The sequence below is a fragment of the Ruegeria sp. AM9 genome, assembly GCF_056540565.1.
Window position 1 is genome coordinate 312,894 of the sequence record NZ_JBQFWY010000003.1, and the last position, 20,506, is coordinate 333,399.

Annotated in this window: 20 protein-coding genes; 10 read left to right on the forward strand and 10 right to left on the reverse strand. The window is 61.1% G+C overall.

Annotated elements, in window-relative coordinates; all coding sequences use genetic code 11:
• Positions 1-3 precede the first annotated feature (3 nt).
• Positions 4-1,296, reverse strand: coding sequence for a nicotinate phosphoribosyltransferase (gene pncB / locus ACR0DO_RS08790; RefSeq protein ID WP_480557991.1), 1,293 nt, complete (start codon positions 1,294-1,296; stop codon positions 4-6).
• 165 nt (positions 1,297-1,461) lie between these two features.
• Here pncB and ACR0DO_RS08795 point away from each other — a divergent pair, with 165 nt between their 5' ends.
• The gene (locus ACR0DO_RS08795) at positions 1,462-1,995 is read left to right on the forward strand and encodes a hypothetical protein (RefSeq protein ID WP_480557993.1); all 534 of its coding nucleotides are present in this window, start codon (positions 1,462-1,464) and stop codon (positions 1,993-1,995) included.
• Here ACR0DO_RS08795 and pncA read toward each other — a convergent pair.
• On the reverse strand, positions 1,992-2,585 hold the full coding sequence (pncA, locus tag ACR0DO_RS08800; RefSeq protein WP_480557995.1) for a bifunctional nicotinamidase/pyrazinamidase: 594 nt from the start codon (positions 2,583-2,585) through the stop codon (positions 1,992-1,994). The two genes, ACR0DO_RS08795 and pncA, sit on opposite strands and share 4 nt — an antisense overlap.
• A 115-nt stretch (positions 2,586-2,700) precedes the next feature.
• Here pncA and trhO point away from each other — a divergent pair, with 115 nt between their 5' ends.
• Both trhO and ACR0DO_RS08810 read left to right on the forward strand, forming a co-directional pair.
• Positions 2,701-3,606 carry an oxygen-dependent tRNA uridine(34) hydroxylase TrhO gene (gene trhO / locus ACR0DO_RS08805; RefSeq protein ID WP_480557997.1) on the forward strand — a complete coding sequence of 302 codons (906 nt, stop codon included), beginning with the start codon at positions 2,701-2,703 and terminating at the stop codon, positions 3,604-3,606.
• Between the two features lie 76 nt (positions 3,607-3,682).
• Entirely contained in the window at positions 3,683-4,186 is a 504-nt protein-coding gene (locus ACR0DO_RS08810; protein WP_480557999.1) for an ion channel, read from the forward strand.
• Between the two features lie 14 nt (positions 4,187-4,200).
• Here ACR0DO_RS08810 and ACR0DO_RS08815 read toward each other — a convergent pair whose 3' ends face one another.
• The gene (locus tag ACR0DO_RS08815) at positions 4,201-4,530 is read right to left on the reverse strand and encodes a hypothetical protein (protein ID WP_480558001.1); all 330 of its coding nucleotides are present in this window, start codon (positions 4,528-4,530) and stop codon (positions 4,201-4,203) included.
• A gap of 191 nt (positions 4,531-4,721) precedes the next feature.
• Between ACR0DO_RS08815 and betB the strand changes: the two genes are divergently transcribed.
• From betB to ACR0DO_RS08830, 3 genes are all read left to right on the forward strand, one after another.
• On the forward strand, positions 4,722-6,176 hold the full coding sequence (betB, locus tag ACR0DO_RS08820; protein WP_480558003.1) for a betaine-aldehyde dehydrogenase: 1,455 nt from the start codon (positions 4,722-4,724) through the stop codon (positions 6,174-6,176).
• A 120-nt stretch (positions 6,177-6,296) separates the two neighbouring features.
• Entirely contained in the window at positions 6,297-8,738 is a 2,442-nt protein-coding gene (locus tag ACR0DO_RS08825; RefSeq protein WP_480558005.1) for a GcvT family protein, read from the forward strand.
• Complete coding sequence (locus tag ACR0DO_RS08830; protein ID WP_480558006.1) at positions 8,735-10,078, forward strand: MmgE/PrpD family protein; 1,344 nt, start codon at positions 8,735-8,737, stop codon at positions 10,076-10,078. Before ACR0DO_RS08825 ends, ACR0DO_RS08830 begins: the two co-directional genes overlap by 4 nt.
• A 72-nt stretch (positions 10,079-10,150) precedes the next feature.
• On the opposite strand, the gene ACR0DO_RS08835 is transcribed toward ACR0DO_RS08830, so the two are convergent.
• From ACR0DO_RS08835 to ACR0DO_RS08855, 5 genes are read right to left on the reverse strand one after another with little or no spacing between them, the layout of a single operon-like run.
• Entirely contained in the window at positions 10,151-12,295 is a 2,145-nt protein-coding gene (locus tag ACR0DO_RS08835; protein WP_480558008.1) for a hypothetical protein, read from the reverse strand.
• On the reverse strand, positions 12,292-13,161 hold the full coding sequence (gene motA / locus ACR0DO_RS08840) for a flagellar motor stator protein MotA (RefSeq protein ID WP_480558010.1): 870 nt from the start codon (positions 13,159-13,161) through the stop codon (positions 12,292-12,294). Before motA ends, ACR0DO_RS08835 begins: the two co-directional genes overlap by 4 nt.
• A 38-nt stretch (positions 13,162-13,199) precedes the next feature.
• Positions 13,200-13,775: a MotE family protein gene (locus ACR0DO_RS08845; RefSeq protein WP_480558012.1), complete on the reverse strand. Its 576-nt coding sequence runs from the start codon at positions 13,773-13,775 to the stop codon at positions 13,200-13,202.
• Positions 13,772-14,362, reverse strand: a complete 591-nt coding sequence (locus ACR0DO_RS08850) for a hypothetical protein (protein ID WP_480558014.1) — start codon at positions 14,360-14,362, stop codon at positions 13,772-13,774. Before ACR0DO_RS08850 ends, ACR0DO_RS08845 begins: the two co-directional genes overlap by 4 nt.
• A gap of 9 nt (positions 14,363-14,371) precedes the next feature.
• Positions 14,372-14,869 carry a flagellar basal body-associated FliL family protein gene (locus tag ACR0DO_RS08855; protein WP_480558016.1) on the reverse strand — a complete coding sequence of 166 codons (498 nt, stop codon included), beginning with the start codon at positions 14,867-14,869 and terminating at the stop codon, positions 14,372-14,374.
• 119 nt (positions 14,870-14,988) lie between these two features.
• Here ACR0DO_RS08855 and fliF point away from each other — a divergent pair, with 119 nt between their 5' ends.
• Genes fliF through fliP form a run of 4 tightly spaced genes read left to right on the forward strand, consistent with a single transcriptional unit; the run spans position 14,989 to position 18,185 of the window.
• Positions 14,989-16,578, forward strand: a complete 1,590-nt coding sequence (fliF, locus tag ACR0DO_RS08860; protein WP_480558018.1) for a flagellar basal-body MS-ring/collar protein FliF — start codon at positions 14,989-14,991, stop codon at positions 16,576-16,578.
• Entirely contained in the window at positions 16,578-17,174 is a 597-nt protein-coding gene (locus tag ACR0DO_RS08865; protein WP_480558020.1) for a FliH/SctL family protein, read from the forward strand. The genes fliF and ACR0DO_RS08865 overlap by 1 nt, the downstream gene beginning before the upstream one ends.
• Entirely contained in the window at positions 17,167-17,454 is a 288-nt protein-coding gene (locus ACR0DO_RS08870; RefSeq protein WP_170401225.1) for a FliM/FliN family flagellar motor switch protein, read from the forward strand. Before ACR0DO_RS08865 ends, ACR0DO_RS08870 begins: the two co-directional genes overlap by 8 nt.
• Positions 17,454-18,185 (forward strand): flagellar type III secretion system pore protein FliP, encoded by a 732-nt coding sequence (gene fliP / locus ACR0DO_RS08875; RefSeq protein ID WP_480558022.1) that lies wholly within the window; start codon positions 17,454-17,456, stop codon positions 18,183-18,185. Before ACR0DO_RS08870 ends, fliP begins: the two co-directional genes overlap by 1 nt.
• Before the next feature lie 5 nt (positions 18,186-18,190).
• On the opposite strand, the gene ACR0DO_RS08880 is transcribed toward fliP, so the two are convergent.
• Both ACR0DO_RS08880 and ACR0DO_RS08885 read right to left on the reverse strand, forming a co-directional pair.
• Positions 18,191-19,642, reverse strand: a complete 1,452-nt coding sequence (locus tag ACR0DO_RS08880) for a sensor histidine kinase (RefSeq protein WP_480558024.1) — start codon at positions 19,640-19,642, stop codon at positions 18,191-18,193.
• Complete coding sequence (locus ACR0DO_RS08885; protein WP_480558026.1) at positions 19,639-20,376, reverse strand: response regulator transcription factor; 738 nt, start codon at positions 20,374-20,376, stop codon at positions 19,639-19,641. The genes ACR0DO_RS08880 and ACR0DO_RS08885 overlap by 4 nt, the downstream gene beginning before the upstream one ends.
• Positions 20,377-20,506: the final 130 nt, after the last annotated feature.

A 20,506-nucleotide genomic window follows, 5' to 3' on the forward strand; every position in this document is an offset into this window, starting at 1 on the left:
GGTCTAAACGATCACCTCGATCGGTTCCTGCGCACCGACACCGAACACCCTTTTATAGCGTTCGATTTCGTCCTGCGGCCCCATCGCCTTTTCCGGGTTGTCCGACAGTTTCACGGTCGGGCGGCCATTGGCCGACACCGCCTTGCAGACCAACGAGAACGGCGCCAGCGCGTCGTCGGGGACCAGTCCACGGAAATCATTGGTCAGCAAAGTGCCCCACCCGAACGAGACCTTGGTGCGATGGGCGAACTGGCCGTGAAGCTCGCGGATCTTGTCCACGTCCAGCCCGTCCGAGAAAATCACCCGTTTCTGCGTCGGGTCTTCGCCGCGCGAGTTCCACCAGTTGATCGCAATTTCGGCCCCGGCCGCCGGATCGCCGCTGTCGACGCGGATACCGGTCCAGCCCGCAAGCCAGTCGGGCGCATTGTCCAGAAACCCCTGCGTGCCATAGGTGTCGGGCAGGATGATGCGCAGGTTGCCGTCATGTTCGTCATGCCAGTCGCTGAGGACCTCATAGGGCGCCTGTGCCAGCGCCTCGTCGGTTTCGGCCAGCGCGGAATAGACCATGGGCAGTTCATGTGCATTGGTGCCGATCGCTTCGACCTCGCGGCGCATGGCGATCAGACAGTTCGAGGTGCCGGAAAACGCAGGACCCAGCCCCTCGATCATCGCCTGTACGCACCAGTCCTGCCACAGGAAGGAATGCCGACGGCGGGTGCCGAAATCAGCAATGCCGAGGCCATCGATGTCGCGCAACTGCTCGATCTTTTCCCAAACGCGGGTCATGGCGCGGGCATAGAGCACCTGCAACTCGAACCGGCGCATGTCGTTCAGAACCGCGCGGGATCGCAGCTCCATCAGCACCGCCAGCGCGGGGATTTCCCACAGCATGACCTCGTGCCACTTGCCCTCGAAGGTCAGCTCGTACTGATCACCCTTGCGTTCCAGATGATAGGGCGGCAGGCGCAGGTTCTCAAACCACTCCATGAAATCCGAGCGGAACATCTGTCGTTTGCCGTAGAACGTATTGCCGCGCAGCCAGGTGCTTTCGCCCCGGCTGAGGCTGAGCGATCGGATGTGATCCAGCTGTTCGCGCAGTTCGCCTTCGTCGATCAACTGGGCCAGCGGAATGTGATTCGATCGGTTGATCAGCGAAAACACCACATCCGTTTGGGGCTTATTTCGAAACACTGACTGGCACATCAGCAGTTTGTAGAAGTCAGTGTCGATCAAAGACCGGACAATCGGGTCAATCTTCCATTTATGATTGTACACGCGTGTCGCAATATCGACCATTGTGGAACTCCTGCGATTTCCGTTGTTAGATCAATAGGTGCGTGGATTGGCAAGAGTCGCTAGATTGAAGACAATGACAAGGTCAGAACACAATACGAGCATATTGTTTGATCTTTTCATTGGTTAGTAGAAAAAGGGGATGGAAGAACAAGGTTAAGTCGGTGAATGGGTCTCGAGTACGACTTTGATATTGTAACGATTGATGCTGACGAAACGAATTCTGGATCAGCGAAGCTCGCAGCGCCCGCGGACAGGGCAACGCGTGCGCAGTTTCGTCGTGCCAGCACCGCCGAGGCCCTGCGCGCGGCTTCTCCCAAAATCCGTATGATTTTCGAAGAGGCCGGGTTCGGCCTGGAACCCACCAACAGCAATCTTGCACACGGGTATTTCCGCCCGCAGGACACGGCCGAGCGGGAACGCATCCTGCGGGCGCTGTTCGCCAATATCAGGGCGGTGGGTGTGAAGGGCGAATATTGTGGCGCCTTCGACATCCGGCAGTTTATCGATGACGTGAAAACAGCCCGGCCACAGGACGACGTGCCATCCGAAGTTCAGGAGCTGATAAGCAAACCACGAGGCTCCTCCGGGCCGAAACCCAAAAGGCGTTCGATCCAGGGGAGAATCGGATTCGCACTTGGGCTGGCGGTGGTTGTGATCGTGGTTCTGAGATATCTGGCGTCGGCGGGCACCGCGCCCTAGCACAGTGTCACGCCGGCCGCGCGCATTGCGGTTTCGGCCGCGGCCAGGGACCCGTCCAGATCGATGGCCCGGCAGGCCTCCATCCGCACAGTCACGTCAAACCCAAGCCGCGCGGCGTCCATGGCCGAAAAATGGACGCAGAAATCCGTCGCCAGACCAACAAGGGTCAGTTTGTTGATGCCCCGTGTTCTCAGATATCCCTCAAGGCCCGTTGGCGTGGATTGGTCGTTTTCGAAAAACCCCGAATAGCTGTCGATGGCGCTGCGAAACCCTTTGCGAATGATCAGGTCGCCATCGGTGCGCAGATCGGCATGAAACGCCGCGCCCGGCGTACCCTGCACGCAATGGTCCGGCCACAGCACTTGTGGGCCATAGGGCATTTCGGTCACGTCATAGGGGTTTTTGCCCGGATGCGAACTGGCGAATGAGGAATGCCCCGCCGGATGCCAGTCCTGCGTCAGGATCACGGTGTCGAAATCACCCATCATCGCATTGATCGGGGCGACGATCTCATCCCCTGCGGGTACGGCCAGCGCGCCGCCGGGGCAGAAATCATTCTGGACGTCGATTACAATCAGGGCATGGGTCATCGCGGTCTCTCCTCGGGCTTTCTATCGGTACGGGGCGGGGGCGGGATCGTCAATCTTGCGCCGGGCAGTCACCCGATGGCTTGCGGCACTGGACCTGCAGGTTTAGATCACAGGCATGTATACGATCGCTGCCCTGTACCATTTCACCCGTTTCGCCGATCCCGCCGCACTGCGCGAGCCGCTGCTTGACCTGTGCCGCGCGCAATCGGTCAAAGGCACGCTGCTGCTGGCGCAAGAGGGGATTAATGGCACCATCGCAGGCCCCCGCGCCGGGATCGACGCGGTGCTGGCCCATATCCGCGCGCTGCCGGGCTGTGCCGATCTGGACTGGAAAGAGGCCACCGCCGACCACCCGCCCTTCGGCAAGATGAAAGTGCGCCTGAAAAAAGAGATCGTGACCATGGGCCAGCCGGATATCGATCCGCGCGCCCGTGTCGGCAATTATGTCGAGCCCGAGGACTGGAACGATCTGATCCGCTCGGATGATGTGGTGGTGATCGACACCCGCAACGATTACGAAGTGGCGATTGGCACATTCGAGGGCGCAATAGACCCTGAAACAGCCAGTTTCCGCGATTTCCCGGCCTGGTGGGAGGAAAACAAGGACCGCTTCCACAACAAGCGCGTCGCCATGTTCTGCACCGGTGGTATCCGCTGTGAGAAATCCACCAATTTCCTGCTGGGGCAGGGGGTCGAGGATGTCTATCACCTGAAGGGCGGCATCCTGCGCTATCTCGAGGAGATGCCCGCCGAGGACAGCACCTGGCAGGGGGAGTGTTTCGTGTTCGACAACCGCGTGTCCGTCGGTCACGGGCTGGTCGCAGGACCACACAACCTGTGTCACGGTTGCCGCCGCCCGATCCTGCCCGAGGACATGAAACGCCCCGAATATGAACATGGCGTGTCCTGCCATCAGTGCATCAACGAGACCTCCGAGGCTGACAAGATGCGGTTCCGTGAGCGGCAGAAACAGATCCAGCTGGCGCGGTCGCGCGGGCAAGAGCATCTGGGCGCCGGCTAGGCCTGTTCGCAATTCCGGTTGCAGCGACGCATTGGAATCTGGATAATTCAGGCGATATCAGCGTGTTGGAGGCCCCATGGCCCGCAAGCCCACGACTTTGGCAGAATGGAAATCGACGTTTCTGGCCGCCGCAGGCATGGTCGTCGCCAGCTTCCTTGCGTGGTTCGGCCTGTCGCGTCTGAGTGAGGCCGCCGCCGGGGACACGATCGGCACATTCGCATCGGTGGGGCTTGTGCTGTGGATCGTCTCGCAATCCTGGTTCTACATGACGCAGGTGAAATCCCCGCGGCGGCTTTTGTTCCTGATGGGGGTGTCCTTCATCCAGGTTGTTCCCTTCCTGTTTGCTGCCGTCTATGGCGCGTTCGGATACACCGACAATTGCGTGCTTGGGGCGAAGGGGCCTGCGGATATCCTCTATTTCTCATATGTCACCTTCACCACGGTCGGGTACGGGGACATGTCCCCCACCGGCCTGTGCCGCGGGCTGGCTGTGGCCGAGGCCGTGACCGGATATATCCTGCTGGGCATGTTTGTCGCCGCTGCCGTTGCTTTGTACGCCCGCACACACAGCCAGGAATAGACTCTGATCAAGGGTTATTTGTTGTGATCGATCCAGCGCGACATCATCTGTTTGTCGCGGAAGCACTCGGACGGGATCGGCCTGCGCTTGCTGCGTGAAATACGCTCGGCAAAAGCGATCTGCTTGCCCGTCGGGTAATTTGCAAAGGGCGACGGATCATTCGGTTTTTGCGCCGATATCCAGGCTGACATCGACCGCCGGTCGCGCTGTGCCTCGACCGGAATATCCAGCGCCGACTGTTCCGCGATGGCGCGGGCATAGCGCATCTGCCGGTCGGTGACGGGCAGCAGATGATAGTCGTTTGTCGGGCCGCTTGAGGCAGAATTTCGCATGTTCCGGGTCATCGGGTGATCCTCTGACTGTGTAGAACATAAATAGAACATTAACCTTTCATTTCAAGAGTAGACCCTTTTGGCTAAGCAAGAACACGCCTGCCTACGCGTTTATTGACTGGCCAATCAATAAAAGATATTCCCGTGCGCAACGCACTCATTTCCCTGTCTCAAAGGGACATCCGAACAGAAAAGGACGCGGCATGAAGTTTCAGCCCAAGGCCAGCCATTTCATCAATGGCGAATATGTCGAAGACACCAATGGCGCCCCGATCGACGTCATCTATCCGGCCACCGGAGAGGTCATCGCGCGGCTGCATTCCGCCACGCCTGAGATCATAAATCAGGCTCTAAACAGTGCGAAAACCGCGCAGGCTGAGTGGGCGGCCATGTCGGGAACCGAGCGCGGCCGCGTTCTGCGCCGTGCCGCCGACATCATGCGTGAGCGCAACCACGAGCTGTCGGTTCTGGAAACCCACGACACCGGCAAACCCCTTCAGGAAACGCTGGTGGCCGACGCGACCAGCGGCGCGGACGCGCTGGAATATTTCGGCGGTCTGGCGGCCTCGCTGACCGGCGAGCACATCCCGCTGGGCGGCGGCGACTTCGTGTACACGATCCGCGAGGCGCTGGGCGTCTGCGTCGGTATCGGTGCGTGGAACTATCCGACCCAGATCGCCTGCTGGAAGGGGGCGCCTGCGCTGGCCTGCGGCAACACGATGATCTTCAAACCGTCGGAAACCACGCCTCTGTCCGCGTTGCAGGTGGCCGAGATTCTGATCGAGGCTGGCGCACCCAAAGGCGTCTATAACGTCGTACAAGGCTATGGCGATGTCGGCGCGTCGCTGGTGACCGACCCGCGCGCCGCCAAGGTCTCGCTGACCGGCTCGGTGCCGACGGGCCGCAAGGTCTATACTGCCGCAGCGGATGGCATGAAGCACGTGACCATGGAGTTGGGCGGAAAGTCCCCGATGATCGTGTTTGATGATGCCGATATCGAAAACGCCGTGTCGGGCGCGATTCTGGGGAATTTCTATTCCTCGGGTCAGGTGTGTTCCAACGGTACCCGCGTGTTCGTGCAGAAAGGCATCAAAGAAGCCTTCCTTGCCCGCCTGTCCGAACGTCTGGCAACCGCGAAAATCGGCGATCCGCTGGATGAAGAGGTCAACTTTGGCCCCATGGTCAGCGAAAACCAGATGAACATCGCGCTGGGCTATATCGAAAAGGGCAAGGCCGAGGGCGCTCGTCTGGTCTATGGTGGCGAGCGGATCGACGGCGATGGTTTCTACATGCAGCCCACCGTCTTTGCCGATGTGACCGACGACATGACCATCGCACGCGAGGAGATCTTTGGCCCGGTCATGTCGGTGCTGGATTTCGACACCGAAGAAGAGGTCATGGCCCGCGCCAATGACACCGAATTCGGCCTGGCCGCAGGCGTCTTTACCAACGACCTGACCCGCGCCCACCGTATCGTGGCGGGTTTCGAGGCGGGCACCTGCTATATCAACACCTACAACCTCGCCCCGGTTGAGGCGCCGTTCGGCGGGTCCAAGATGTCGGGCGTTGGCCGTGAGAACTCGAAACTGGCGATCAACCACTTCAGCGAGATGAAGACGGTTTACGTTTCGATGAACGATGTCGAGGCACCTTACTGATCAAAACCGGCGATCCACGCTCTGTTCCCGACATTTCGCGTCGGGAACAGAGCATAAGCTGCCCCTGACCTGTGGCTGACTTTCCAACAAGCGCTTAGTTCGCAAGCAGGAGGTCCGCCCATGAAAACCCACGCTCAGGCCGTTGTGATCGGAGGCGGTCTTGTTGGTTGTTCGATCCTCTACCATCTAGCCAAGCTCGGCTGGACCGATGTGATCCTGCTGGAACGGGATGAGCTGACTTCGGGCTCGACCTGGCACGCGGCGGCCAACATTCATGGGCTGCACGACAACAACAACATCACCCGTATCCAGCATTATACGATGAACCTGTATAAAGAGCTGGAAAAGGAAACCGGGCAGGGGTGCGGTGTGTTCCAGCCCGGATCGCTGTATCTGGCACAGACCGAAAATCGCGAGCACCAGCTGCGCCTGCAAGAGGCCAAGGCGAAGTTCTACGGTCTGAACTTCTATGAGATCAGCCGGGAACAGGCCAAGGAATTGCACCCGCTGGCGCAGTTCGACGACATCCGCTGTATCATGTACGAACCCGATGGCGGCAACGTGGACCCGTCCGGTGTGACCATGGCCTATGCCACCGGTGCGCGTGCTCTGGGGGCCACGATTGAGCGGTTTTGCCCTGTAATAGGCACTGATCAGCAGCTTGATGGCTCATGGATCGTGCGCACCGAAAAGGGTGACATTCAAACGCAATGGGTGGTGAACGCAGGTGGCCTCTGGGGGCGCGAGGTGGCCGCGCTGGCCGGGATCGAGCTGCCGCTGCAACCGACCGAACACCAGTACTTTGTCACCGAGGCCATTGATGAGGTCGCCAATCTGGGTCGCCGTCTGCCCTCGATCGCGGACCGGGACGGTGAGTATTATTTCCGTCAGGAAGGCAACGGCCTGCTGATCGGCGCCTATGAGAAAGATATGCGGTTCTGGGCCGAAAACGGCACGCCGCTGGACTTTGCCCATGACCTGTTCCCCGACGATCTGGACCGGATCATGGAGAACGTCATCCGCGCCACCGAACGCGTGCCCGTGGCCGCGACTGCAGGCGTCAAGCGGGTGATCAACGGGCCGATGATCTGGTCCCCGGATTCCAACGCGCTTTGGGGGCCGGTGCCCGAGTTGCAGAACTATTTCTGCTGCACCGGGATCATCCCCGGATTCTCGCAATCCGGCGGTCTTGGCCTGCTGTCGGCGCAATGGATGATCGAGGGCGAGCCGCAATATGACATGTTCGCCTGGGATCTGGCTCGGTTCGGTGACTGGGCCGACAAGAAATTCACTAAAGCACGGGTCGAGGATGTCTACACACACCGTTTTGCCATCCACTTCCCGAACGAAGAACGCAGCGCCGGTCGTCCTGCCCGTGTGCGCCCGGCCTATCAGATGCAAAAGGACATGGGCTGCGTCTTTGGCCTGAACTGCGGTTGGGAACACCCGCTTTGGTTTGCCAATCAGCCCGGCGTGACCGAGACCAACGGTTTCACCCGCCAGAACTGGTGGGGGCCCGTGGGGCGTGAAGTCCGCATGTTGCGCGATGCGGTCGGGGTCATCGATATCTCGAACTTTGCCAATTACGTGATCAAGGGGCCGGGGGCATATGACTGGCTCGACCGTCTGGTCGCCAACCGGGTGCCGATCGAAGTTGGGCGGTCCTGCCTGACCCCGCTGATCTCGGTCCGCGGAGGGGTGGCCGGTGATTTCACCATCACCAAGGTCGCTGACGACGAGTATATGATGATCGGCTCGGGCATGGCCGAGCGCTATCACCAGCGCTTCTTCAACATGGTCGATCTGCCCGAGGGTACTACCTTTGAGGTTGCTACCAACCGCATCGCTGGCTTCAACGTTGCGGGGCCGAAATCGCGTGATCTGTTGCAGCGGCTGACCAATGCGGATCTGAGCAGCGATGGCTTCCGCTTTATGCGGTCCCGCATGATCGAGGTCGCCGGGGTCACCTGTCTGGCCATCCGCGTCAGCTTTACCGGCGATCTGGGATGGGAATTGCACTGCGCTGAATCCGACCAAATCAGGCTCTATTCTGCGCTTTTAGAGGCCGCAAAGGCAATGAATGGCGGCCCGGTCGGTGGCCGCGCCCTGGGGTCGTTGCGTATCGAAAAGGGCTATGGCTCATGGGGCCGTGAGTATTCCCAGGAATACTGGCCGCAAGAGGTGGGGCTGACTGGCCTGATCAAGCTGGACAAGACCTTCCTGCACAAAGACGCTTACCTTGCCATCAAGGACAATCCGGCGCGCGAGGTTCTGTCGATCTTCGAGGTCGACGCTGATGTTGCCGATGCCTCAGGCGGTGAGCCGATTTTTACCCCCGACGGCACACCCGTGGGGCGCGTGACCTCGGGCGCGTATGGGTATTCGGTCGGCAAGTCTCTGGCCATCGGATATGCTGACCCCAAAGTGGCTGGTCCGGGTGATACGGTCGAAATCTTCATCCTGGGCAAGCGGCACAGGGCCAAAATTCTCGCGGAACCGCCCTTTGACCCCAAGGGTCACCGATTGCGCGACATCCACCCGGTGACAGAGGGCGCCTCATGACCGATACCATGATGCGCGTTGCCGATTTTGCCCTGAAACGCCCGGCTGACCAGATGCCGGACAGCGCCAAAGAGGCAGCGGCGCTGATGATGCTGGACACGATGGGCATCCTGATCGCCTCGGGCCCGATGGAGGCCGGGGTGATTGCACGCGACACGGCGGCGCTGCTCTATGCAAGTTCCGATCCGGCCTACAGCACGCGGATGATGTTCGACGGCCGCCCGGTCAGCATGGCAGGTGCGGCCTATGCCGCCGCTACCCAGACCGACAATCTGGACGGGCATGATGGATATAACCCGACCAAAGGGCATATCGGGGTTGTGGTTCTGCCGGCACTGATCGCTCTGGCGGAACATCGGCCTGACCTGACGGGGCCCGAAGCTCTGGCTGCTGTGATCACCGGTTATGAAATCGCCGGTCGCGCCGGGTTGTCGTTGCACGCGTCGGTCAGCGATTACCACACCTCGGGTGCGTGGAACGCGCTGGGCGTGGTGGCGATGGCGGCGCGGCTGCGGGGGTTCACATCCGAACAGATGCGGCAGGCGATGGGGATTGCCGAGTACCACGGCCCCCGCAGCCAGATGATGCGCGAGATTGCCAACCCGACGATGCTGCATGACGGCTCGGGCTGGGGCGCGTTGGTTGGTATTTCTGCCGCAATTCTGGCCGAGCGTGGCTTTACTGGCGCACCTGCCATCACAATCGAAGCCCAGGCTGCTGCCCCCTATTGGGCCGATCTGGGGCAGTTCTGGCAGGTTGAGCATCAATATGTGAAACCCTATCCGATCTGCCGCTGGGCCCATGCGGCGATAGATGGCGTCCGGGCAGTGATGCTGGACAACACCCTGCCCCATGATCGAATTAAATCCATTCAGATCAACAGCTTCCACCAGGCGATCTGCCTGTACGCCGGAATGCCGGATACGACGTCTCAGGCCCAGTATTCTCTGCCCTTTGCCGTGGCAGTGCAGGCCATATACGGCCGGATCGGTGTCGAGCACATTTCCGGCTCGGGGCTGTCTGACCTGGCCGTGGCAGATTTGATGACGCGTATCAGCGTGGCTGAATCTGACCGGCACAACTGCCGATTTCCCGAGGGCCGCTGGGCAGATGTCAGCATCGCCACCACCGATGGGCGGGTATTGGAATCCGGAGACATTCACGCCCGCGGCGGCCCCGAAGCTCCGATCAGCCGGGATGAGGTGATCGCCAAATACATGGAATTCGCCGCCCCGGTCATCGGCGCGGCGCGTGCCGAGGCGATCCGCAATGTCATTCTGGGCTGGGTTACCCCGAACTCCCGATACGCTGACTTGTCGCCCTTTATTTTCGGCCCCTGAGCGGTGGGCGACCGGCCACTGATCCGGGTGACTACGTTCTGGTACCGGTTTTCTAGCGTGTTAGAGCCTGTTTTATAATTCCTTCAACATCGCGAAGAGGTCGGCAATCCTTTGTCGGGTGTCGGCACTGTCCTGCAACAGGGCTTCCGCGTCGGCCAGTGGTTTTTCAGGAACGCGCAGCGGTGAGGCTTTCAAACTCTGGGTTTCTTTCGCAACACGACTGAATTTCGTACCGTCATCTTGATCCGCCTTTTCCGTCAGATCGGCCAGCCAGAACAGCCGGTTCGCTTCCTCCACGTGTCCCGAAGCGCGCATCAACTCGCCCGCCGCCGCGAAATCGCCCGCGGCCTGCAGGGCTGCGGCCCGCAGTGAAACGGCCTGCTCCGTGGAATCATCGCCCAGCTCAAGCATCGCCTGATGCGGGCGTTGCGCCAGCAGCGCTGCCTTGGCTCGTAACCGGGCCCGTTCCCCGCGCTTGAGCCTGTCCTGAGGGCGTTTCGCCAGGGCCTGCGCCTGCCTTGCAAACCCCAGCTCGGCCAACCGGTCTGCAACCGCAATTGCCGCATCGGTTGTCAGCCCCTGTGTCTGGGCTTGGCGCAGGCTCAGGATGCGGCGCAGAAAGGTGGCATCGTCGGCCCGTTCGGTCAGAACGAACACCACGCGGTTAAGCGTCTCGGCTGAGCCGTCATCCTCGGGCAGCTCTGCCACCACGTCCAACGCTGCATCGAATTCCTGCCCAAGGCTCAGGGCAACCGCGTGCGTTTGTTGCATCATCAGGCCGATATCCGACCGGCGAAACTCGACCGTGTAGGATTCCGCCAGATCCAGCTCTTGCGGTGAGACAGCCCCACGCTCCAGCCAGCGTTTATCAACCAGCCGGGCCAGCGCCAGCGGGGCTTCCAGCGTGGCGTCCGGGGCCCCGATCACTTCGGTCAGCAAAGCTTCGGTCCGGGGGGCATCGTGCTCGGCCGTGGCGACCTTTGCCTTGGCCTGAGTGGTGTCTGCGCTGGCCAGAGTCTCGACACGATCCACCGAGCGCAAGACACGGCGGGCGGCTTCCAGTTCCTGCCCGTCCACCAGAATGTCCGATAACCTTGGCCCGACGTGACGGCGCAGATGGTTTGGCAGGCGTGCAAAGGTCTGCTCAATCGCGATCAGATTGGCGTCTTCATGCAAGCGGCCCTCGGTCAGGGCAGCCCACAAAGCGGCGTCGCTATCGCACCGCTGCAGTCCCGTAAACGGATTTGGTTCTGTCAGTGGCGCGTCGTCCAGAACGCGGGCAATGGCAGCGATGCGTTCGGTTTCCACAGACCGCTCACCTAGCAGATCCAGTGCTCTGATGGCTTCGGCACCGAACCCGGAATAGGCGTAGAGCTTTGCCAATTGCAGCGCGCGGGTCTTGTCGATGGCGTCGAACTCCTGAAACAGATCCGCCCTCAGCTGTGCCGTCTGTTCGGCAAACGGGTGTTCACCGGACCAGTCATCCAAAGCAAGCTCGGCGCTGGATACGCAGGGGGGGCGCCGTTCCAGCTGAGGAACATCCGGACCCAAAAGCCCGTTCAGGGTGTCCAGAATCGAGGTTACCTGAACGTTCAGTTCCACGTCAGCCGGCATGAGCAGGCCTTGGTTGCCAACCGAGGCACGTGGCCCCACCGGGGCAATGTTCAGATCGATGATGCCACGGTCAGCACCCTGTAGCAGGCGCGTTGCAAGCTGGTCTTCGAACCCGCTCGCGTTCAGGTTCAGCAAGGGCAGTTCAAGTGCCGCGATACTCTGATCCTGCCCGGGCGTTATATTTTCCTTCGGGGCTTTGGGCAGAGCCAGAGCCGGAATGTCGCTGGTAAGCGGTGGCAGGAAAGTGCCGGGCGCGATGTCCACCACGATCATCGTATTCTTGAACAGAAAGGCCGAGGCGACACAGTCGCAACCGAACTCCAGTTCAAGGGGCGCGCCGGGTTCAGCCTGGGAAAGGGTGGCCAGGCGGTTCTGGGTCAGGCGCTGAAACACCGCCCCTGTTCGAAACGCCACATCCTCAAGCGCGACGTTCAGGCGCGCGCCGTTTTTCGTTTGTTTCAATACCCAGCCGGTGTCTGGCGGAACCTGAACAACCAGTCTTGTATAGCCGTCATGCTCGCCCGAGCGCACGGTCACATCCCGCGCGGTGGCGCCGGTGGCTGCTGTGATCAGGGCGGAAACAATCAGCGCAAACCGGGTCATGCGGCTGCCTGCTTGAGTTCTTTCAGCGCTTCTTCAAGCTCGGTGAAATCCGGGCGGTTATGGGTCGGCGTGTTCTGACGCCCGACCTCGATACACATGGCGGCATTGTGGTTGTGCAGGTTGGCGACCAGAACCTCTTTGATCAGCTGATAGAAATGGTTGTCCTCTTCCACCACCGCTTTCAGCTTGCCCGCAAAGGGGCCGACCAGACCATAGGCCAGAAACACGCCCAGAAAGGTCCCCACCAGCGCGCCGCCGATCAGTTTGCCCAATACCTCAGGCGGTTGGTCGATCGAGCCCATCGTCTTGATCACCCCCAGAACCGCCGCCACGATGCCCAGGGCGGGCAGGCCATCCGCAACCGTTTGCAGGGCGTGGCTGGAGTGCATGGCGTGGTGAAAATTCGTCTCCATCCGCTTTTCCAGCACCTCTTCCACCTGATGCGGATCGTCATAGTTCATCGAAGCGGACCGCATCGTGTCGCAGATCAGATCAACGGCTTCTCTGTCGGCCTGAATTTTGGGGTAGGCCGAGAACAAAGACGAGTTTTCCGGGTCTTCGATATGTTGCTCAACCTCGACCGGGTTGGCCTTGGCGATGCGGATCAGCGAAAACAGCAGGCACAGCAGATCGCGATAATCCTCGGGCTTCCATTTCGGGCCTTTGAACACCTTGCCCATGTCTTTGAGGGTGTGTTTGACGGCGCTCATGTCGTTGCTGATCATAAAGGCCCCGACGGCGGCGCCGCCGATCATCATCATCTCAAACGGCAGTGACTTCATAATGATGGCCATTTTGCCGCCCGCAGCCAGATAGCCGCCGAACACCATGGCGAAAATGACGACAATTCCGATTAATCCGATCATGGGTGGTCTCCAGCAAAGCCCTGTGCGGGGTTGAAATGTTATTCCTGCGGCACTGCCGCGTTGCGGCCAGCCATGATGACGCTGATCGTATAGGCGGACTCGGGGCTCAGCCCGGCCAGAACGCCCGCCGCCGCGTCCGGCGGCATCCGTGACAGAAAGCCGGCGGCAAAGCTCGGGTCCATCGTCTCAAACAGGGCGGCGGCGTCTTTGGGTTTCATGCTTTGATAAACATCCGTCAGGCGCGTCAGGTCGGACTCGGCGGCCTTTTCAGCGATCGCGAGCGTTTCGCGCAGGGCTTCTTCAGCCTCTTGCAGCGCAACCAGACGGGTCTTGATCGCCTGATCGGCAATGGCCAGCGCCTTTTCCTTGTCCAGGACTGCCGCCTCGCGCTGTTCCAGCGTCTCTTCCCGGCGCAGCAACTCGGTCAGCAAAACCTGTGCACCGGGTAAATCGGCCCGTGCCTGCTTGGCCTCGGGCATTGCAGGCTCGGCACCTTTTGCCAGCGCGGGACCTGCCTCCAACCCGATGCGAATCGCGGCCGACCCGATCATCAGCAATGAGATGACCGCCAGCACACCACTCTTTGGCCGTTTTTCGGTTGGCTTGCGGGTCATGTCGCTGCCTCACCCCGAGACCGGTCGTGCCGGAAAAACATCAGGCCATCGGGCCGCTTGGCCGGGGTTGCGGCAGGTGTTTCGCTGCCCGCCTCTGCGGGCTTTTCCGTCGCTTCAGCGGTGTCTTCCGGCTTGTCGGCCACTTCAACACGGTCTTCCGTCTCAGCAGACTTTTTGCTCGACTCAGGCGTATCTTCCGTCTCTGCTGCGGTTGTTTCTTCTTCCGCCTCGGGCTGTGCGATTGCCTCTTTTGCGGTTTTGGCAGGTTCCGATTCGGCCGTCTTCGTAGCCTTTTCTTCGGGCGGAGCGATGTCATGCATCGAGGCCATCATCAGTTCGAGGCGCTGAGCGACCGATTCGGCCCGTTGCGTCAGCTCTTTCAGAACCTCGCCGGACTGATCTGACGCCTCGCGCGCCGCGCCCAGCGACTTTTTCAGCTCATCGGCCTGGGTCGACAGCACGGCTACCGCGCCGCCAACGCCCTTTTCCAGATCGGTGAACCGCTTGAGCCGCCGGGACAGCACAAAACAATAAAGACCCGCACCCAGCGCGCCGGCGACCAGCAAAATATCTGCAATCAGCTCCAACTTCGCCTCCTAGTTCAATACGAATTCCATCACGAGGACATCGCGCACGCGCCCCTCGCCGACGACAATTTCAATGCGCCGCAGCAGGTGGCCGCGGATGCGCATCAGGGCCAGTGAATCCTCAAGATCCGACACTTCGACCGCGCGCAGATAGCCGTTCAGGATGTCCATGATTCGCGGCTTCATCTTCTCGACATCGGCGGCGTATTCGCTGTTCACCTCAAGCTGAGCGTGAAATTTCAGATGCCGCGAATCGCCTGCGTTCACCGACACGATCACCGGCGGCAGGTCGATGAAACCCACCTGCGGCAATGCCTTGACCGGCTTGCCCTTATCCTTTTCCTTGGCCTCTTCCACCGTGGCTTTGCCGCCGAAAGGCAGCAGTCCGGACGTGGTCAGGAAATACCCGCCTGCGGCCCCGGCCACGGCCAGAATCACCCCGATGATCAGCCCTTTTTTCCCCGACTTTTCCGGGGCTTCTGCCTGTTCTGCAGTCGCGTCAGTCATGACGTCCTCATTTGTCCGTTCTGCAATCGTCATAACCCGGCAGGGACTAACCGATTGTTAAGGGCAATCGTCCAAACAGGGGATGCGCCGGGCAGAATGTCGGCGAGTCGGAGGTGAGCGTGCAGCAGATCGGAACTGTCTGGGCAAGTTTGGACAGGCGTAAACAAATCATCGTTGCCGGTGCGGTTGTGCTGGTATTTCTTGGGGTCCTTGCGATGTCGCGCCTTGTGACGGCACCGTCGATGACCCTGCTCTATGCGGGGCTGGAAAGCGGCGCCGCCGGGGATATCGTCCGCTCGTTGGAACAGCGCGGGGTTACGTACGAGATCAGGGGCGGCTCGATCTATGTGCCCGGGGCGCAGCGGGATGAGCTGCGCATGACCCTGGCCAGCGAGGGGCTGCCTGCCAACGGCAATCAGGGCTATGAGCTGCTGGATTCGCTCAGCGGCTTTGGCACCACGTCACAAATGTTCGATGCCGCCTATTGGCGTGCGAAAGAAGGGGAACTGGCCCGCACCATTGTCGGCAGCCCTCATGTCAGCCAGGCGCGGGTACATATCGCCAACGGGTCGACCAATCCGTTCCAGCGCAGCGTGGCGCCGACGGCTTCGGTCTACCTGGTGCCGTCGGGGGCGCAGGTCACATCCGATCAGGCCAAGGCGATCCGGTTTCTGGTGGCCTCGGCCGTCAGCGGTCTGGCACCCGAGAATGTTACGGTCGTCGATTCGAACGGGGCGGTGATAGGGGCGCAGGAAACGGCCGTTGCCGCTGATACGGCGGATGACAAGGCGCGACAGCTGCGCGAACGGGTGATGAGGCTGGTCGAGGCGCGTGTCGGCACCGGGAATGCTGTGGTCGAGGTCAGTGTCGATACGGTGACCAAGACCGAATCCATCCGCGAACGCCGCTTTGACCCCAATGGCCGCGTCGCCATCAGTACCGATGTCGAAGAACGCTCGGATAGTGCCCGCAACCAGTCTGCCGATGTCACGGTGGCGTCGAACCTGCCGGATGGGGATGGTGCTGGCGGCGACGAATCGAACTCCAACGCGACGCAGACGCGCGAGCGAGTGAATTATGAGGTTTCCGAGACTGAATTGGAGGTTCACAACGCTCCCGGTGCGATCAAACGCTTGACCGTGGCGGTTCTGGTCAACGGAACGCGCACGGTGGACGCGGCCGGGGTTGAGGCATTCAAGCCGATGCCCGAGGCCGAGATGGACGCTTTGAAAGAGCTGGTGGCCTCGGCGGTTGGGTTTGATGAGGCGCGCGGGGACGTCATTACCCTGAAATCTCTGGACCTGCCGGTGGTTGAGCCGCAGGGCACGATGGCCTCGGCCTCGATCTGGCAAAAGGTGCATTTCGACGCGATGTCGCTGATCCAGATGGCGGTTCTGGCGATTGTCTCGCTGGTGCTCGGTCTGTTCGTGATCCGCCCGATTCTGACGAAACCGGCGATGGTAACCGCGCTGTTGCCTGCGGAGACCACTCCGGAGCCTGAGGCCTATCTGACCGGCGAAATCGCAACCGACGAGAATGGACAATTCACTTCGCTGCCGGGGCAGGCACCTGCTGGTGACGTTCCGGCGCTGGCCGCGCAGCAGGGCGCTGATCCTGTGGACCGGCTGCGGGCGATGATCGGCGACAAACAGGAAGAAACCGTCGAAATCCTGCGCAGCTGGCTCGAAGAAGGGGAGGAGCGTGTCTGATGTCGATTGCCCATCTTCTTGAGGATTTCACCCTGCAGGCCGGCGGCGGCAAGCTGCACCTGCTGGACGAGGACGCGCTGGAAGAATACCGGCTGGCCGCCTTTGAACAAGGCTACAGCGCCGGTTGGGAAGACGCGGTTCAGGCACAGGAGCAGAGCCGGGGGCAGGTCTCGGCTGAACTGGCCAAATCGCTGGAGGACATGTCCTTTACCTATCACGAGGCCGTCACCCGGATGACCCTGTCGCTGGAGCCGATGTTTCAAAGTCTGGTGCAGGTTGTTCTGCCCGAGACGCTGGATAGGGGCTTTGCCGTACGGCTGGTTGAGCAACTGACCGACATGGCGCGTGAACAGGTTGGCCAACCGATGCAGATATTCGTACCCGCGGGCCGCACGGACGAGGTTGAGGCCCTGCTGCCGCAAGACCTGTCCTCACCCACGCGCGTGATCGAAGACCCGTCGCTGGAGGCCGGACAGGCGCGATTGCAGGTCGGCACCTCGCAGCGTGAGGTGGATTGCAGCGGGCTGCTCACCTCGGTCGCCGGGGCATTCGACGCATATGTATTTGAGGCAAAAGAGGCAGTGAGCCATGAGTGATTCCCAGACCCCGAAACCCGAAAAAGCCAACCCGTTCGAAGCCGTCCCGATCGAGGTTACGGTCTCGGTCGGACGTGCACGGCCCCTGATCCGCGACCTGTTGAACATGGGCGAAAACGCCGTGCTGACGCTGGACAAGCGGATCGAGGATCCGGTCGACCTGTATGTCGGTGATCAACTGGTCGCCCGTGGCCTGCTGGAAGAGATGGAGGGCGATCAGGCCGGGCAGCTCGCCGTACGCCTGACCGAGATCGCGGATTTGCAGAACGGGATCGGTTGATGCGGATTCTGCTTTGGCTGGTTGTTGCGCTTGCGACCCTGTCGCCATCCTTGGCTGCGGCACAGGAGTTGTCGCTGTCACTGGGCGAGGGGGGCTCGATCTCGGCGCGGACCATCCAGCTGATCCTGTTGATCACAGTGCTCAGCCTCGCGCCGGGGCTGGCAATCATGATCACCTGTTTTCCGTTTCTGATCACCGTTCTGGCCATTTTGCGGCAGGGTATTGGGCTGCAGCAATCGCCGCCCAATATGCTGATCGTCAGCCTGGCGATGTTCCTGACCTATTTCATCATGGAACCGGTCTTTACCGAGGCCTGGACCACCGGCATCAAACCGATGGTCGAGGAAACGATGGAGGTTGAGCCAGCGCTTGAGATTGCTATCCAACCGTTCCGCGCCTTCATGGCTGCGCGGCTGGACCCCGATACGTTTCACTCCATGGCTGCCCTGCGCCCCGGTGGCGATGCCATGGCGCTATCGCCCGAGGCGCCGCTGTCGATCCTGATGCCGTCTTTCATGCTGTCAGAGATCGCCCGCGCTTTTCAGATCGGTTTCCTGATCTTCCTGCCGTTTCTGATCATCGATCTGGTGGTGGCGGCGGTGTTGATGTCGATGGGGATGATGATGGTGCCGCCTGCGACCGTATCACTGCCGTTCAAGCTGGCATTTTTCGTCATCGCCGATGGCTGGTCGCTGATCGCCGGAGCATTGGTGCGCAGTTACATGACCTAGAGCAGTTACTGCCGGGTGATTTGCAGATGCGCCCGCAAGCCCTGATCCCCGGCCTCGAAACTGAGCGAACCGCCATGCTGTTCGGCGATCGTGGCCACAATGGTCAGGCCAAGGCCGAACCCGTCCGAGGACCCGGTATTGGACCCGCGGCGGAACGGCGCCATCAGCGCTTCGATATCTGAAACGGACAGATCGGCCCCCTTGTCTTCGACCGTTATGGTGGCCGTGCGGGCATCGGTTTCCAGTTGCACCTCGGCATGACGGCCGTATTTCAGGGCGTTGTCGATCAGGTTGGTCAGCGCGCGTTTCAACGAGATCGGCCGGGCCATCACCAGCATCCGCCGCGTTTCCGGCAGAGACCCGTGTCCGCGCCGCGACATGAAGACCGAGGGCGCGCCCTCGACCGCGACCGGGGCGATTTTCCTCAGCGTCACCGGCAAGCCCATATCTTGATAATCGGCGACCAGAGACTCGACCAGCGCGGTCAGCGAGATCTGGCGCGGTTCTTCGACGCTCAGCTCGGACCGCGTGTAGGTCAGCACACTTTCGATCATGCCGGTCATCTGATCCACGTCGGCCTCAAGCTTTTCGCGCAGCTCGTCATCCGGGATCAATGCCGCCCGAAGGCGGACGCGGGTGGCGGGCGTGCCCAGATCGTGACTGACGCCAGACAGAACAGTGGCGCGCTTTTCCAACTGCGCGCGCTCGGCATCCAGATGATCGTTGACGGCCGAGACGATCTCGCGCAGTTCCGCCGGGCCATCGGCGTCATAGCTGTTCGGTCCGCCCCGGCGTTTGCGATCACGCAGCGCGCTGGCAAACCGGGTAAAGGTATCCGAAACATTGCCGACCGAGGTCAGGATGACCGCCAGCGCCACGACCGCGGCCAGAATGGCGGGCAGGCGCAGATCGGCGGGGGCGGCCTTGCAGCCCCAGACATCGGTGCCGTCCACCTGCCGCCAGTCATTGCGCCCGAACCGGGCGATCAGGATCGGTTCGCTGCAATAGGTGGCCAGCAGGCGGGTCAGGTTGCCCATCTTTTCGGCCCCGGTCTGATCGATACGCGACAGGATATCGGATACCGGATAGACCAACCGGTCGGACATCACCGCCAGCGTCAGCTCGCGCCCGGCCAAAGGGGCGGTGTTGTCGGTCAGAATCGACAGGTTGGTGACAAAGCTGCGGTCCGACAGGCCCGGCAGTTGTTCGAATTGGCCTGCATCGGCCAAGTGTACCGCCTGTGGCGACAAGGCTGTAACCGTGACACCGGGCGGAGGGGTTATTCCGACCCGCAATTCTTCGTAGACTGCAAAGCCCGCGACATAGGCGCGGGTCAGAAAATCGTCCCAGGCGCGCGCCGAAGAAAACCACAACCCTGCGGACAAAAGGCCCGAGGCAAAGGCCGCCCCGGTCCAGATCCAGCCCAGGCTGCGCAGGCGCGGCGCGCGCGCTGTCATGCGTCCTCGTCCACGGAGACTTCGGCGGCAAAGACATAGCCGACGCCGCGTTCGGTGCGCAGCATTTGCGGGTCTTTCGGATTGGCCTCGATCTTGGACCGCAGCCGCCCGACCAGCATGTCGATGGCGCGGCCCTGCGCCTCGGGCTTGTCGGCGCTGCCGGTGACGTCCAGCGCGGCGGCAATCTCATCCCGGGTCAGGGGGATATGCGGATTGGCCAACAGAACCTTGAGTAGTGCGGTTTCCCGTTGTGACAGAGAGACCAGATAGCCGTCGGGCGAGTGCACCTCGTCCCGCTTGCCATCATAGATCCAGCTATTGAACCGAAAGCTGCGTGTGCGGCGGCGATAGGCCAGTGACGGCGTGCGGCGGGCACGCTGCATCACCGCGCGGACGCGGGCCAGCAACAGCTGCGGGTTGAACGGCTTGGCGATATAGTCATCGGCACCGACCTCATACCCCGCCATGCGCTGATGATCGGCGGACAGCGCCGAGACCAGAATGATCGGCACATCCTGCTCGGCCCGCAGGCGGGCGCAAATCTCGACGCCGTTCTCATCTCCCAGCATCACGTCCAGCAGGATCAGGTCGATCCGGCCCGCGGTCAGATGCGACCGGATTTCGTTTTCCGAACTGGCGGGCAGGGCGATGAACCCGTTCTGCTGCAGGAATTGGGTCATCATCGACCGCATCTCGGGGTCGTCATCCACCACCAGTAGTCGCGGAATGCTCACGCGGCTTGTCCTCCCAGTTTCTGCGCCTCCGGCATCGTGCATTGTAACGAACGGAAACAGATTCAATGTCAAAGTAACACGCTGTAACAAAAGCGGTGAAAAATTGGACCTTAGCAGGGGTTTGGCGCGG

Excerpts from the sequence above, each read along its gene's own strand:
- ACR0DO_RS08845 (WP_480558012.1), bottom strand. The coding sequence starts at position 13,775 with ATGACCCGCAAGCCAACCGAAAAACGGCCAAAGAGTGGTGTGCTGGCG.
- fliP (WP_480558022.1), top strand. The coding sequence starts at position 17,454 with ATGCGGATTCTGCTTTGGCTGGTTGTTGCGCTTGCGACCCTGTCGCCA.
- motA (WP_480558010.1), bottom strand. The coding sequence starts at position 13,161 with ATGATCGGATTAATCGGAATTGTCGTCATTTTCGCCATGGTGTTCGGC.
- pncA (WP_480557995.1), bottom strand. The coding sequence starts at position 2,585 with ATGACCCATGCCCTGATTGTAATCGACGTCCAGAATGATTTCTGCCCC.
- ACR0DO_RS08835 (WP_480558008.1), bottom strand. The coding sequence starts at position 12,295 with ATGACCCGGTTTGCGCTGATTGTTTCCGCCCTGATCACAGCAGCCACC.
- ACR0DO_RS08855 (WP_480558016.1), bottom strand. The coding sequence starts at position 14,869 with ATGACTGACGCGACTGCAGAACAGGCAGAAGCCCCGGAAAAGTCGGGG.
- ACR0DO_RS08825 (WP_480558005.1), top strand. The coding sequence starts at position 6,297 with ATGAAAACCCACGCTCAGGCCGTTGTGATCGGAGGCGGTCTTGTTGGT.
- trhO (WP_480557997.1), top strand. The coding sequence starts at position 2,701 with ATGTATACGATCGCTGCCCTGTACCATTTCACCCGTTTCGCCGATCCC.
- ACR0DO_RS08830 (WP_480558006.1), top strand. The coding sequence starts at position 8,735 with ATGACCGATACCATGATGCGCGTTGCCGATTTTGCCCTGAAACGCCCG.
- ACR0DO_RS08880 (WP_480558024.1), bottom strand. The coding sequence starts at position 19,642 with ATGACAGCGCGCGCGCCGCGCCTGCGCAGCCTGGGCTGGATCTGGACC.
- ACR0DO_RS08815 (WP_480558001.1), bottom strand. The coding sequence starts at position 4,530 with ATGACCCGGAACATGCGAAATTCTGCCTCAAGCGGCCCGACAAACGAC.
- betB (WP_480558003.1), top strand. The coding sequence starts at position 4,722 with ATGAAGTTTCAGCCCAAGGCCAGCCATTTCATCAATGGCGAATATGTC.
- ACR0DO_RS08870 (WP_170401225.1), top strand. The coding sequence starts at position 17,167 with ATGAGTGATTCCCAGACCCCGAAACCCGAAAAAGCCAACCCGTTCGAA.
- ACR0DO_RS08865 (WP_480558020.1), top strand. The coding sequence starts at position 16,578 with ATGTCGATTGCCCATCTTCTTGAGGATTTCACCCTGCAGGCCGGCGGC.
- ACR0DO_RS08810 (WP_480557999.1), top strand. The coding sequence starts at position 3,683 with ATGGCCCGCAAGCCCACGACTTTGGCAGAATGGAAATCGACGTTTCTG.
- pncB (WP_480557991.1), bottom strand. The coding sequence starts at position 1,296 with ATGGTCGATATTGCGACACGCGTGTACAATCATAAATGGAAGATTGAC.
- ACR0DO_RS08795 (WP_480557993.1), top strand. The coding sequence starts at position 1,462 with ATGGGTCTCGAGTACGACTTTGATATTGTAACGATTGATGCTGACGAA.